Genomic DNA, 13,611 nt, shown 5'->3' on the forward strand with positions numbered 1-13,611 from the left:
CAAGAAGCGCGGATCACGACAGGGTCGCCGTCATGGTGAAGGCGGTGGCGCGAGTGCCATCGGCGCGGGTGTAATACCCGGTGCGCTCGCCGACGCGCTGGAAGCCGTGCCTGGCGTAGAGCTTCAGTGCGGCGGCATTGCCCTCGTCCACTTCGAGATGGACATGGCGCACGCCGTTCAGCGCGAGATGCCCGAGATGCTCACGTACGAGCTTGTGGCTCAGGCCACCGCCCCGTGCGGCAGGTGCCAGGACGACGGTGAGGATCTCGGCTTCGTCGGCGACGCGGCGCGAAAGAATGAAGCCCTGGATCGTGCCGGCGCGCCAGAGCGCGTGAGCCTCGGTGGAGCGCTCGCACAGCATCCGCTCGAATTCATGGGCATCCCAGGGCCGCGCGAAGGAGGTGGCGTGCAGGCGGGCAAGGGTGGAGGCGGAGGAAGAATCGCGCAGAGGCGTCACGTAGGGCTCGCCGCCCCAGGCGTCCCACCAGGCGAGCCACCAATCGAGAGCCCAAAGCGGAGAGACGGGACGAATCATCGACGGGCCAGCCTCGCGTGATCCTGGGGAGTGGCGTCCGGTCCACGCAGGTAGAGCGGACGCGCCATGGCTTGGGCAGGGTCGGCCAGCATGCCGAGGGAGGCGATCCAGGCAATCTGCGGCGGGCCAGCATCACTGATAGATGCCGCGACGCCACGGGATCTCAGCAGGTTGCTCAGTGCCGGCGCGCCGGAACCGACCAGGGTGACGGGGCTACGCCCGACGTGATCGGCCGCTTCCTCGATCCGCAGGAGGCTCGGGGGAACGACGATGCCTTCCGCCATGTTCATGGCCTGAAAATACACCGAGCCGTGCCGGGCATCGATCGCCGCGGCGATCAGGCCCTGGCCGTTGGTGGCGAGCAAGGGCGCCAGGAGCGCGGACAATGTCGTGACGCCGACCACCGGAACCTGTGTGGCGAGGCCGACGGCGCGAGCGGCCGACAAGCCGACGCGAAGGCCGGTATAGCTCCCTGGACCGACGGTGACCGCGACCCGGTCGAGACTCTCGAACCCGCCTTCGACACGCGCCATCACGCGTTCCAGCATGGGGAGCAACGCTTCGGCATGGCCACGGGCCAAGGTCATGGATTCTTCGGCGAGGAGATCGTCGGAGAGATCCGTCGCGATGCAGACGGAGCAGGCGTCCAGCGCCGTGTCGATAGCCAGGATACGCAACGTCACTCCAGATCGGGATGCCCGTCGGGCGCACGAGTTTACGATGAAAAAGGCCGCCCCGTCAGTGCGGGACGGCCCTCGGAAGCAACGAAGGACGCAGGGTGTTGCGCGCTTGCGACGGCAATCAGACCGCCTGGACCTCGCGCACTTCGGGAAGGAAGTGCTTGAACAGGTTCTGCACCCCATGCCGGAGCGTGGCGGTGGAGGAAGGGCAGCCGGAACAGGCACCCTTCATTTCGAGATAGACCACGCCCTCCTTGAAGCCACGGAACGTGATGTCGCCGCCATCGCTGGCAACCGCAGGGCGCACGCGGGTCTCGAGCAGGTCCTTGATGGTGACGACGGTGTCGTGATCCGCCGCATCGTAGAATTCTTCGGCATCGTCGCTACCGAGAACGACGCCCTCTGCCAGGACCGGGGCGCCCGACTGGAAATGCTCCATGATCGCGCCGAGGATCGCCGGCTTCACCTGCGGCCAGCCATGCTCGTTCTCGATCTTGGTCACGGAGATGAAGTCGTGGCCGAAATAGACGCCGGCGACACCGGGTACGTCGAAGAGGCGCTGGGCCAGCGGCGAGCGAGCAGCGGCTTCGGCATCCCGAGCCTCGAAGGTCGATTCGGGAAGTACCACGCGCCCCGGCAGAAACTTCAGGGTGGCGGGATTAGGAGTAGCTTCGGTCTGGATGAACATGGCTGTGTCGTATCCTCGTCCGCTGCGCCGGTTCAAGGCCGGCCGGGAAGGGCGCGAGGAACGCCCCGCGCTTACCTATCCATGTGGACCGTATGCGGGATTTTCTCAACCTGCACGCACCGGGCGGTGGACAGGCCCGTTCGTGTTCTTCGACGGGGATGTCGACAAGCGCCGATGCTTCCTGTATGGCCCGCGGCAACTCAAAACAGGATGCCGAAATCCTGACGCACGCATTCCCCTCCTGGGATCGCGGGCGCGCACCGGCAGGAACTTGACCATGAACATCATCCAGCAGCTCGAGCAGGAGCAGATTGCTGCGCTCGGCAAGACCATTCCCGACTTCCAGCCCGGCGACACGGTGACCGTGAACGTGAAGGTGAAGGAAGGCGAGCGTACCCGCGTGCAGGCCTATGAAGGCGTATGCATCGCGCGCTCCGGTGGCGGCCTCAACGAGAGCTTCACCGTCCGCAAGATTTCCTACGGCGAGGGCGTCGAGCGCGTCTTCCCGGTCTACTCGCCGATGATCGATTCGATCGCCGTCGTGCGCCGCGGTAAGGTGCGTCGCGCCAAGCTGTACTACCTGCGCGACCGTCGCGGTAAGTCGGCCCGTATCGTCGAGCGCGCCGACCGCCCGGCCGAGAAGGCTGCCAAGGCCGATGCCTCGAAGGCCAACAAGGACGCCCGCAAGGCCGAGAAGGCCGCGAAGTCCGCTGCCAAGACCGCAGCCGAATAAGCTGTACGGCGCAGCAGCGTCGAATGCGAAAGGCCGGGCATTGCCCGGCCTTTTTCGTTGGCGGATGGAAGCCGCACCGGCATCCATCCCAAAGCAGTCTCGCATCCCGAGACATACTCGACCCACCCCATCCTCGACTGCAACATCTACGAGGACGGATTGGCCGGCACGAGGATCATCTCCATCCGACCACCACGGGGGAAGGGGATCATTTTCATTTCCTGCTTCGGCGCAGGGCTCAATATCCGCGACGGCTCATAGCGCTGGTCGATCGCATGGGTCGCGTCGATATCTTGGTGACGCTGTTGAACGCCGCGCTTCCCCGCCGTCTGGGCAACCGCCGCCGAGGAAGCCGTCGCGAGAATGAGCATGGTGGCAACTGCTACATTTTTATACAGCATGATTTTCCTTAGTGCATGTTTCAGCTACATAAGGGTCAACGGACGGCCAACAATGCCTAATCCTGCGCCAATCAGCCTAGTCCGTGAACAGGGTGCGGCGTCACACGGGCCAAGAGGAAAGGCCTGACATTGTGTTCGAAGGCGCGGATTAACCTCCTGACGCGATCCGAACGTGGTCTCGCCAAGGCAATAAAAAGAAGACCATCAGCAAGATGGCGGCACATAGCAAAATAAATAGAGATTTCACTTCCGAAATAGATCTCGATAAGTATCGATAGATATCTGCATCATCTTACAAAAGCGACCCGGCCGCTCGGGTCCAAGTGATGAGAGGATATCTTCGGAACCATTCCCTCAGGCCGGAGCCCCGGCCGTCATAGCCCGAGGCAGCGACCGGCGCCGCCTCGGAGGATGGGTCAGCTTCATCAGCGTCCCGGAAAGGGCGGATTGGAGGTCGGGGCGGCTGATCGAATGAAGACGTGCCGACCCCTTCACACCACTATCCCCGACGCAGGGCCTCGAGCACCTTTCCACCCGGTCGCCCGGTCTGCGGCATACCGAGCTTGCGCTCGATGGCCTTGATCGCGTCGCGGGTCTTTGCGCCGACTTTACCGTCCGGCTCGCCGACATCGTAGCCCTGGGCCGCCAATCTGGTCTGAAGATCGCGGCGCTCGGCGCGCGACAGGGGCGGATCGTCGGTGGGCCATTCCGCCTGGACACCGGAGCGGCCGCGCAGGCGGTCGGACAGCACCGCGATGGCCAGACCGTAGGATTCGGCGGCGTTATAGGAATAGAGCGCGTCGAAATTCCGGGTCACCAGGAAGGCCGGGCCGTTGATACCGGCCGGGAGCAGGATGCCGGCAGGGCCGTCGCCGGAAAGCGGGCGTCCGTCGATCCGGGTGACACCCATGGAGGCCCAATGCGCCACGGCGTGCTTGTTCTTGCGCCCGGCGGCCCCGGCATTGAAGCCCTTCGGCACACGCACCTCGTAGCCCCAGGGCTGGCCGTTCGACCATTTGGCCACGCGCAGGAAGTTGGCAGTGGAGGCCACCGCGTCGGGCACCGAATCAACGAGATCGCGGCGCCCGTCGCCGTCGCCGTCGACGGCGAGGCGCTGGTAGGTGGTTGGCATGAACTGGGTCTGGCCGAAGGCGCCGGCCCACGAGCCCGTCAAGCGAGACGGGTCGATGTCGCCACGCTCGATGATCTTGAGGGTGGCCATCAACTCACCCTTGAAGAACGCGGCGCGGCGGTGATTCGAGCAGATCAGGGTGGCGAAGGACTGAACCAGCGGCATCTTACCGAGGTTCTTGCCGAAATTCGATTCGACCCCCCAGACGGCGGCGATGGTGTAGCGGTCGACACCATAGCGCGCCTCCGCATTGGCGAGGGCCTGGCCATGCTGCTTCATCGCCGCTTTGCCGTCGTCCACCCGCTCCTCGTCGACGAGGGCGGCCATGTAGTCCCAGATCGGCGTCTTGAATTCGGGCTGCGCCTGGGAGAGCTCGATGACCTTGTCGTCGAAGGCGATGCCGTCGGTCGCCGCGCGGAAGGTCTGGGCCGAGATCCCCTGAGAGGCCGCCTCCGCCTGAAGCGAGGCAAGGCATGAGCGGAAGTCGGCCTTGGCCGGAACGGACGCTGCCGCACTCGCGAGGCAGAGGAGGGCAGTCAGCTTCGCGCGCGACGTCATGGGCGGTCTCCCGGCGGTTTTCGGCGTTTCCCGACCTTTAAGCCGCGCGCATGGTAAACGAACCGTGATGATGTCGGCGCTCAGGCAAATCCGCGCGCGGCGAGCTTCTCCTCGTAGGCGTCGATCTTCGGCGCTCGCATGAGGGTCAGGCCGATCTCGTCGAGCCCGTTGAGCAGGCTTTCTTTGCGCCCGGCATCGATGTCGAAATGCAGCGTGCCGCCATCAGGCCCCTTGATGGTCTGGCTCTCGAGATCGATCGTCAACGTGGCGTTGGAGCCGCGCTCGGCATCGTCGAACAGCTTCTCCAGATCCTCCGGCGAAACGATGATGGCGAGGATGCCGTTCTTGGCGCAGTTGTTGAAGAAGATATCGGCGAAGCTCGTGGAGATGATGCAGCGGATACCGAAATCGGCGAGCGCCCAGGGCGCGTGCTCCCGCGACGAGCCGCAGCCGAAATTGTCGCCGGCCACCAGCACCTTGGCGTTGCGATAAGCCGGCTGGTTGAGGACGAAATCCGGGTTCTCGGAGCCATCGTCGTTGTAGCGCATCTCGGAGAACAGGCCCTTGCCGAGACCGGTCCGCTTGATCGTCTTGAGATACTGCTTCGGGATGATCCGGTCGGTATCGACATTGGTGATGCGCATCGGCGCGGCAACGCCGGTGAGGGTGGTGAACTTTTCCATGATGCTTCGCCGTTCGTGAACCGGCCCGTCGCCCGCGCCTCTCCCGCGCTCGGGAGAAGAAGGGCAATCACCGGATGATCCTGTTTCCTCTCCTTACCAGTCGCCTTGGCATCTCGAAAGCAGGCGGTGCCATCTCGTAGCCGTCACGCAACTTGGCTATGCTTATCGTCGACGGACAACCGGGGCGACGCGATGAACGAGACGAGCAATCAGTTCAAGAAGGCGCCCAAGCGCAAAAAGGAAAAGGCCCGGAGCGTTTCCGTGTCACCGGAAATGCGCCAGGCCTATGCCGACCTCATCAAGGAGCGCGAAGAACGCGAGGCCTATGCCCAGCACCTGCCGGCCGAGGGCGGCGGCAAGCGCTGAGCACCATCCTCGATTTCAGCGCTTCGGGCCGGCCTCGATCACGTCTTCCAGCGTGCGGAGCCCAGCGCGGGGAGCGTTGACGAGACAGGCCATGTTGCCGGGCGGGTGCTGGTTCTTCCACATCTTCGTGTGCGCCTGGGGGATCTTATCCCACGGGAACACCTCGCTCATGCAGGGGTCGATGCGCTGGTCCAGCACGAACTGGTTGGCGGCCGAAGCCTGCTTCAGATGCGCGAAGTGCGAACCCTGAATACGCTTCTGGCGCATCCAGACGTAACGGGCATCGAAGGTGATGTTGAAGCCGGTGGTACCGGCGCAGAACACCACCATGCCGCCACGCTTCACGACGAGCGCGGAGACCGGGAAGGTCGCCTCACCGGGATGCTCGAAGACGATGTCGACATCGTTGCCCTTGCCGGTGATGTCCCAGATCGCCTTGCCGAACTTGCGCGCTTCCTTGGTCCAGGCGTGGAATTCCGGCGAGTTCACCTTGGGCAGCTGGCCCCAGCAATCGAAGTCCTTGCGGTTGATGACGCCCTTGGCGCCGAGGCTCATCACGTAGTCGCGCTTCGACTCGTCCGAGATGACCGCGATGGCGTTCGCACCGGAGGCGGCGCAGAGCTGGACGCCGAACACGCCGAGACCGCCCGAGGCGCCCCAGATCAGCACGTTCTGGCCCGGTTTCACCGTGTGCGGAGCGTGGCCGAACAGCATCCGGTAGGCGGTGGCGAGGGTCAGCGTGTAGCAGGCGCCTTCTTCCCAGGTGAGGTGCTGCGGCCGTTTCATCAGCTGGCGCGACTGGACCCTGCAGAACTGTGCGAACGAGCCGTCCGGCGTCTCGTAGCCCCAGATCCGCTGTGAAGGCGAGAACATCGGGTCACCGCCGTTGCACTCTTCGTCGTCGCCGTCGTCGCGGTTACAATGGACGATGACTTCGTCGCCGACCTTCCAGCGCTTCACCTTGGCGCCCACGGCCCAGACGATGCCCGAGGCATCCGAACCGGCGATGTGGTAGTCGGCCTTGTGCACGTCGAAGGGAGAGATCGGCTCGCCGAGGCCGGCCCAGACACCATTGTAGTTGATGCCGGCCGCCATGACGTAGACCAGGACTTCGTCGTCGCCGATCTCCCAGGTCGGCACCACCTCGACCTGCATCGACTCCTCCGGCGGGCCATGGCGCTCGCGTCGGATCGCCCAGGCATACATCTTCGCCGGAACATGGCCGAGGGGCGGAATTTCACCCAGCTCGTAGAGGTCCTTGCCCTCGGTCGTATTCAAGGCAGCACTCGCCGACATCTTGGCTCTCCCATTATTCTTTCTGTGCGACCCTATATCCACGAACCTGGACTGCTCCAAGGCCCCCTAAAAGGCCAGGATCGGGTGCTGCGTCCTCGAGTGCGTGCGCTGACCCGCCGCCTATTGATGTATTCATAATAAAGTCTTTGATGCAGAACGGCTCGTTTTCGATATTCCGCATCGAGGTCAAGGATTTACAGGAAGCTCACCTCAGTCGCCGGACAAAGCGCTCTTCAATTCGCTTGATCCTGTCGTCTAGAATTTTTCGAAGCATTATGGGCCGTCGACCGCCAAGTTGGACCATCGGCCAGATGACGTATGGCCGAGGCTTGGTTAGGGTGCCGCACAATAAGCGTGAGATCGCGCAGCCTTGGAATCGAGTGGAGTCAGTGGAATGAGCGCGAGTGCGACCGTCGCCGAGGTCAAGCGCGACAAGCCATGGATCATCCGGACGTATGCCGGCCATTCCAACGCCAAGGAATCGAACGAACTCTATCGGGGCAATCTGGCCAAGGGGCAGACCGGACTGTCGGTGGCCTTCGATCTGCCGACGCAGACCGGCTACGATCCCGACCACGAATTGGCACGCGGCGAGGTCGGCAAGGTCGGCGTCTCGATCGCTCATCTCGGCGACATGCGGACTCTGTTCGATCAGATTCCGCTGCAGCAGATGAACACCTCGATGACGATCAACGCCACGGCACCGTGGCTGTTGTCGCTCTACCTCGCGGTCGCCGAGGAGCAGGGCGCGCCGCTCAGCGGCCTCCAAGGTACGACGCAGAACGACATCATCAAGGAATACCTGTCGCGCGGCACCTACGTGTTCCCGCCGGCCCCATCCCTTCGCCTGACCAAGGACGTGATCCTGTTCACGACCAAGGAAGTGCCGAAGTGGAACCCGATGAACGTGTGTTCCTACCACCTGCAGGAGGCCGGGGCGACGCCGGTGCAGGAGCTCTCCTACGCGCTGGCCATCGCCATCGCGGTGCTCGACACGGTACGCGACGACCCCGATTTCGACGAGGCGAGCTTCGCCGACGTGTTCAGCCGCATCTCCTTCTTCGTGAATGCCGGCATGCGGTTCGTCACCGAGATCTGCAAGATGCGGGCGTTCTCGGAGCTTTGGGACGAGATCGCCCAGGAGCGCTACGGCATCACCGATCCGAAGAAGCGCATTTTTCGCTATGGCGTTCAGGTCAACAGCCTCGGACTGACGGAACAGCAACCTGAAAATAACGTCCACCGCATCCTGATCGAGATGCTGGCCGTCACCCTGTCGAAACGCGCCCGCGCCCGTGCCGTGCAGTTGCCGGCCTGGAACGAGGCTCTGGGCCTGCCGCGCCCCTGGGACCAGCAATGGTCCATGCGGATGCAGCAGATCCTCGCCTTCGAGACCGACCTCCTCGAGTACGAGGACATCTTCGACGGTTCGAAGGTCATCGACGCCAAGGTCGAAGCTCTGAAGGAGGAGACCCGCAAGGCCCTCGAAGAGATCGGCGGCATCGGCGGCGCGGTGGCGGCGGTCGAGACCGGGGCACTGAAGCGCGCCCTCGTGGAATCCAACGCCAAGCGCATCTCGGCCATCGAGGCAGGCGATCAGGTCGTCGTCGGCGTCAACAAGTTTCAGGCCGGCGAGCCTTCGCCTCTCACGGCCGGGGAGGGCGCCATCTTTACGGTCTCCGAGACGGTGGAGATGGAAGCAGAGCAGCGCATCCGCGACTGGCGGGCCAAGCGCGACGGCAAGGCCGTGGAGAAGGCCCTCGACGAGCTCGAGGCCGCCGCGCGCTCGGGCGCCAACATCATGCCGGTCTCGATCGCGGCGGCGAAGGCCGGCGTCACAACCGGCGAATGGGGCACGCGCCTGCGCCAGGTCTTCGGTGAATACCGAGCCCCCACCGGCGTCAGCCTCGAGACGATCTCCTCGGGTGCGGCCGAGGACGCCAAGCTCCTCATCGCCGATCTCGGGGAGCGCCTGGGCGAGACGCCCAAGCTCGTCGTCGGCAAGCCCGGTCTCGACGGCCATTCGAATGGCGCCGAGCAGATCGCGCTCCGCGCCCGCGACGTCGGATTCGACGTGACCTATGACGGCATCCGCCAGACCCCGGCCGAGATCGTGGCGAAAGCCAAGGAGACCGGCGCCCACGTGGTCGGACTGTCGATCCTGTCCGGCAGTCACGTACCGCTGGTGCGCGACGTAAAGGCGAAGATGCGGGAGGCGGGCCTCGACCACGTCCCCCTCGTCGTCGGCGGGATCATCTCGCCGGACGACGAACTCGTCCTCAAGAACATGGGCGTCACGGCGGTCTACACGCCGAAGGACTACATCCTCGACACGATCATGATCGGCATCGCCAAGGTGGTGGGCCGCGCCCTCGACAAGCGCGCCGCAGAGAAGGCGGATGCCGCGGCCGGCATCGGCGGATCCTCCGTCAGGGAGGGCGGCGAAAAGGTGTTCTGACGCGTCTACGTACCTTCCTCCCTCTTCGGGGGAAGGTGCCTATGCAACCGGTTCGGAGAGGCTGCCTCTCCGAAAGGTGCACTCTCCCCGCCAGCGGCAAAAACGGGTAGGCACTCCGCACGACCTCGCGACATCAGCGGACCCTCACACGACAATGCCTTTCGCGCCGCTCGTCGCCGTACCGCTGGCCGCCTGCCTCAGCGCGGTCCTGATAGTGCTGCTCAAACCGATCCTTCAACGCTATGCGCTCGCCCGGCCGAACGCGCGGTCGAGCCACAGCGTGCCGACCCCCCAAGGGGCCGGCATCGCGATCGTCCTCGCCATCCTGGCGACCGGTGGGCTCCTGGCATCCCTGATGCAGCCTATGCCGGCGACGATGGAGGCGCTGGTCCTCGCTCATGCGACGCTGCTCCTCGCCATCGTGGGTGCTGTCGACGATATCAGGCCACTGCCGGCCACGTTGAGACTCGGTCTTCAGACTCTTGCGGTGACCGGCCTCGTCCTGTCGGTGGAGGGACGGCTCCTACCCGAGATTCCGCTCATTGCTGAGCGCGCGCTCGCCGTCCTGGCAGGAGTCTGGTTCGTGAACCTGACGAACTTCATGGACGGGCTCGACTGGATGACGGTCTCGGCCATGGTGCCGGTCTCGGCCGCGCTGATGCTCGCCGGACTTGCCGGAGGATTACCGCCGCTGCCGACCCTCGTGGCCGCGTCCCTCCTCGGTGCGCTGATCGGCTTTGCACCCTTCAATCGCCCGGTGGCCCGCCTTTTCCTGGGGGATGTCGGCTCCCTACCGATCGGCCTTCTGGGGGCGTGGCTGCTCTACCGCCTCGGCCTTCAGCACGGTCTGGCGGCAGCCATCCTTCTTCCGCTCTACTACATCGCCGATTCCACGCTGACGCTGCTGCGCCGCGCAGCCAAGGGCGAGCCTGTCTGGAAGGCGCATCGCAGCCACTACTACCAGCGCGCGACGTCGAACGGCTTCACGGTGACGGAGGTGGTCGGGCGGGTCTTCGTCCTCAATACGACGCTGGCGGTCCTGGCGGGCGCCACCTTGCTTTGGCCGTCGCAGCTTGTCACGCTCGCGGCCCTTGCTGCAGGCGCGGCCCTGGTCGCCGCGACGCTGCGTCGGTTCTCGACCTTGCGAGAAGGAATCGCCGCTTGAGCGGAAACGTCATCGCGCTCACCGGTGCCACCGGCTTCATCGGCCGTCACCTCCTGCGCTCGCTCTCGGATCAGGGTTACCGGGTCCGGGTGCTGCTGCGACGCCCAGTCGAGTTGCCGCCCGGCGCCAGCGGCGCCGTGGTGGGCGACCTGAGCCGGCCCATGAACATGGCGGCGGCACTTTCCGGCGTCGACGCCATCGTCCATTCCGCCGGCCTCGCCCATGCCATGTCCGGCACGCCGGAGGACGATTACCGCTCCTCGAACATCGACTCGACGCGACGTCTCGCCGAAGCAGCGGCCAAGGCGCGGGTCGGGCGCTTCGTCTTCCTCTCCTCGATCAGGGCGCAGACCGGCATCAGTGCGGCCGGAACCGTCACCGAAGTCGATCATCCAAATCCCACCGATGCCTATGGCCGCTCGAAACTCGCCGCTGAGGAAGCCTTGGCCGAGATCGGGATCGACTGGGTCGCCCTGCGCCCTGTCCTCGTCTATGGCGCTGGGGTGAAAGGCAACATGGCCGCGCTCCTGCGGCTCGCGCGAACGCCCTATCCCCTCCCACTCGCGAGCCTGACGGGGCGTCGGTCCCTGATCTCGGTGGAGAACCTCTCGGCAGCCATCGTCACGGTGCTTCGTCACGAAGGACCGCTTGGCCGGGCGCTGGTGGCGGCAGAGCCGGACGCCTTGACCTTGCCCGGCATGATCGCGGCCTTACGCGCCGGCCTCGACCGCCGCGCCGGTCTTGTACCCTGTCCGCCGAGCCTGTTCGGCCTCGCCTGCCGGATGACGGGTCGGCGGGAGATCTTCGAGCGCCTTTCGGGCGACCTCGTGGTGCACTCCAAGGGGCTGTCTGCGTTGGGTTGGTCCCCGCAATTGACCTCATCCCAGGGGCTTACAGCCCTGGCCCGCACGGAGTGTGCAGCCTAGGCGGGGATGGTCATTGGCGCAGGTTGTGACACGGGAACCGCTTTCGGCCGGTTGCGGTAATCCGGAATAGCGGTTTCGAACACCAGATCGGCGGCGGCCCTGTCATGTGTGGCGACCGCCTGTTTCAGCGCGGCGATCCAACCCTCCAGCACGGTACGGTCGGCGAAGACGGGCTTGGCCGCCATGACACCGTCGATCCCGTCGAGGGCGACACGCGGCTCCTCGCGGGCGAACAGGATCTCGTTCAAACGCTCCCCCGGCCGCGAGCCGGTGAAGACCACCTCAATGTCTTCGCCGGGCTCGAAACCAGCGAGCCGGATCATCCGCTCGGCGAGATCGAGAATGCGCACGGGCTGACCCATCTTCAAAACGTAGACTGCAGCCCGCTGGTCGGATTCGGGGGCGGTCAGAGACAGGCAGCGTCCCTCGCGGTCGCCATGCGAGGCTGCGGTGAGAACGAGGTCGGCGGCCTCGCGCACGGTCATGAAGTAGCGCACCATTTCCGAATCGGTGACCGTGACCGGGCCGCCTCGGGCGATCTGCGCCTTGAACACTGGCACCACCGAACCGACCGAGCCGAGCACGTTGCCGAACCGCACCGCGATCAGACGAGTCGGCTTGTCCTGCGACGCGGTCGCTTGCTCGGCATCGAGCGCCTGGGCCACCATCTCGGCGAAGCGCTTGGTGACGCCGAGTTGGGAGACGGGCTCGATCGCCTTGTCGGTGGAAATCATCACCATGGCGCGCGCACGAGCCGCTACCGTCGCATCCGCGACGTTGATGGAACCAAGGACGTTGGTCTTGATGCCCTCCGACCAGTCCCGCTCCAGATACGGCACCTGCTTCAGGGCTGCGGCGTGGAACACGTAATCCGGCCGGAAACCGGCGAAGACCGCGTGCAGACGTTCACGGTCGCGAATATCGCAGAGTGCACCGGTGACATCGGCCGCTGCGATGGCGGGCTGGCTCAGGATGCCATGCAGGGCAGGCTCTGAATTCTCCACGACAAGGACGGATGCTGCGCCGAACGCCACGGCCCGGGCGACGATCTCGGAGCCGATGGAACCTCCGCCACCCGTGACGATGACGCGCGTCCCATTGAGGAAACGCTCGAGGCGCGGCCGGTCGATGGAGACGGTGGGTCGTAAGAGGAGATCCTCGATCTCCAGGGGCGCCAGTTCGGCATCGCGCATGCCCTCGCCGAGACTGGTGACCCGCGACAGCGGAAGGCCGAGTCGACGGGCGCGGGCGATCAGGTCGTCGGGCTCCGCCTCCGGTGTCAGGGCATTTGGAACGGCGACGAGGCGGCGTACCGGGGTACCCTCACTGGCTAGGTTAGCGACGACTCGCTCAAGGTCGGAGAAGGCCCCCAGGATGGGGACGCCGCGCATGATCTGGCCGGTCTCGTTTGCGCGTGGCGCAAGGATGCCCTTGGGGGACAGGCGCCGCACCGAGCCCGCTTCGATGGCGCGAAGCAGAAGTTCGATATCCCTGCCACGCCCGAGCAGCAGCGTCGGGGTCGTGGCGCTACGAGCTTGGCTCTGCCGCGAACGCGTGTATTTCAGATAGCGGAAGGCGAGCCGGGTGCCCCCCAACAGGAAGATCTGCAGCACCCAGTACAGGGCAATGGCGATCTTTCCGAAAAAGTAGAATCCATACATGTCCGCCGAAACGAGCACGTAGTCGACGACGAGGAGCGTGAGGGCGAGGACGCTCGCCGCCTTGACGATTCCGGCGAGGTCGGGGAGCGAGGCGAAGCGCCACTTTGTCCGGTAGAGCTTGAATCGACCGTAGACCAGCGCGGCGAAAGCCACGAACGGCGGCAGCAGAAGTGGAAGCGCGTCGAGGCGTTCGGCGAGCAACTCACCGTTGAAGCGGAAAACAAAGGTGAGTGTCACGGCTAGGACGGTCGCCACGCAATCGTGGACCACCATCACCGCTGTCTTGTAGATGCGCTGCTGCATGGGCTCCGGGCCGGGCGCGGTATCGG

At 65.0% G+C, this 13,611-nt stretch carries 13 protein-coding genes; 5 read left to right on the top strand and 8 right to left on the bottom strand.

Annotation, left to right across the window (positions count from 1 at the left end; translation table 11 throughout):
• Nucleotides 1-13: 13 nt before the first annotated feature.
• The 3 genes from ASF32_RS15265 to ASF32_RS15275 form a co-directional block, all read right to left on the bottom strand.
• Nucleotides 14-535 carry a GNAT family N-acetyltransferase gene (locus tag ASF32_RS15265; protein ID WP_056429952.1) on the bottom strand — a complete coding sequence of 174 codons (522 nt, stop codon included), beginning with the start codon at nt 533-535 and terminating at the stop codon, nt 14-16.
• Nucleotides 532-1,212 (bottom strand): tRNA (adenosine(37)-N6)-threonylcarbamoyltransferase complex dimerization subunit type 1 TsaB, encoded by a 681-nt coding sequence (gene tsaB / locus ASF32_RS15270; RefSeq protein WP_056429955.1) that lies wholly within the window; start codon nt 1,210-1,212, stop codon nt 532-534. The genes ASF32_RS15265 and tsaB overlap by 4 nt, the downstream gene beginning before the upstream one ends.
• Before the next feature lie 124 nt (nt 1,213-1,336).
• On the bottom strand, nt 1,337-1,903 hold the full coding sequence (locus ASF32_RS15275; protein ID WP_056429959.1) for a NifU family protein: 567 nt from the start codon (nt 1,901-1,903) through the stop codon (nt 1,337-1,339).
• Between the two features lie 277 nt (nt 1,904-2,180).
• Between ASF32_RS15275 and rplS the strand changes: the two genes are divergently transcribed.
• Nucleotides 2,181-2,636 (top strand): 50S ribosomal protein L19, encoded by a 456-nt coding sequence (gene rplS / locus ASF32_RS15280; protein WP_018042354.1) that lies wholly within the window; start codon nt 2,181-2,183, stop codon nt 2,634-2,636.
• 146 nt (nt 2,637-2,782) lie between these two features.
• On the opposite strand, the gene ASF32_RS15285 is transcribed toward rplS, so the two are convergent.
• The 3 genes from ASF32_RS15285 to leuD form a co-directional block, all read right to left on the bottom strand.
• Nucleotides 2,783-3,037 (bottom strand): hypothetical protein, encoded by a 255-nt coding sequence (locus ASF32_RS15285; protein ID WP_056429962.1) that lies wholly within the window; start codon nt 3,035-3,037, stop codon nt 2,783-2,785.
• Nucleotides 3,038-3,536: 499 nt separating this feature from the next.
• On the bottom strand, nt 3,537-4,727 hold the full coding sequence (locus ASF32_RS15290) for a lytic murein transglycosylase (protein ID WP_056429967.1): 1,191 nt from the start codon (nt 4,725-4,727) through the stop codon (nt 3,537-3,539).
• 80 nt (nt 4,728-4,807) lie between these two features.
• The gene (gene leuD / locus ASF32_RS15295) at nt 4,808-5,410 is read right to left on the bottom strand and encodes a 3-isopropylmalate dehydratase small subunit (RefSeq protein ID WP_056429968.1); all 603 of its coding nucleotides are present in this window, start codon (nt 5,408-5,410) and stop codon (nt 4,808-4,810) included.
• Nucleotides 5,411-5,602: 192 nt separating this feature from the next.
• Here leuD and ASF32_RS25975 point away from each other — a divergent pair, with 192 nt between their 5' ends.
• Nucleotides 5,603-5,776, top strand: a complete 174-nt coding sequence (locus tag ASF32_RS25975) for a hypothetical protein (protein WP_200919143.1) — start codon at nt 5,603-5,605, stop codon at nt 5,774-5,776.
• A 15-nt stretch (nt 5,777-5,791) separates the two neighbouring features.
• Here the strand turns inward: ASF32_RS25975 and ccrA are convergent, their stop codons facing one another.
• On the bottom strand, nt 5,792-7,072 hold the full coding sequence (gene ccrA / locus ASF32_RS15300; RefSeq protein WP_027172596.1) for a crotonyl-CoA carboxylase/reductase: 1,281 nt from the start codon (nt 7,070-7,072) through the stop codon (nt 5,792-5,794).
• A gap of 394 nt (nt 7,073-7,466) precedes the next feature.
• Between ccrA and ASF32_RS15305 the strand changes: the two genes are divergently transcribed.
• The 3 genes from ASF32_RS15305 to ASF32_RS15315 all read left to right on the top strand — a co-directional run bounded on the left by ASF32_RS15305 (nt 7,467) and on the right by ASF32_RS15315 (nt 11,621).
• Complete coding sequence (locus ASF32_RS15305) at nt 7,467-9,530, top strand: protein meaA (RefSeq protein ID WP_056429971.1); 2,064 nt, start codon at nt 7,467-7,469, stop codon at nt 9,528-9,530.
• A 154-nt stretch (nt 9,531-9,684) separates the two neighbouring features.
• Entirely contained in the window at nt 9,685-10,695 is a 1,011-nt protein-coding gene (locus ASF32_RS15310; RefSeq protein WP_056429974.1) for a glycosyltransferase family 4 protein, read from the top strand.
• Nucleotides 10,692-11,621, top strand: coding sequence for an NAD-dependent epimerase/dehydratase family protein (locus tag ASF32_RS15315; protein ID WP_056429977.1), 930 nt, complete (start codon nt 10,692-10,694; stop codon nt 11,619-11,621). Before ASF32_RS15310 ends, ASF32_RS15315 begins: the two co-directional genes overlap by 4 nt.
• Here the strand turns inward: ASF32_RS15315 and ASF32_RS15320 are convergent.
• Nucleotides 11,618-13,585 carry an SDR family NAD(P)-dependent oxidoreductase gene (locus ASF32_RS15320; RefSeq protein WP_056429979.1) on the bottom strand — a complete coding sequence of 656 codons (1,968 nt, stop codon included), beginning with the start codon at nt 13,583-13,585 and terminating at the stop codon, nt 11,618-11,620. The two genes, ASF32_RS15315 and ASF32_RS15320, sit on opposite strands and share 4 nt — an antisense overlap.
• Between the last annotated feature and the right edge of the window lie 26 nt (nt 13,586-13,611).

Origin of the sequence: Methylobacterium sp. Leaf91 (genome assembly GCF_001422815.1) — a bacterium.
Classification (GTDB): domain Bacteria; phylum Pseudomonadota; class Alphaproteobacteria; order Rhizobiales; family Beijerinckiaceae; genus Methylobacterium.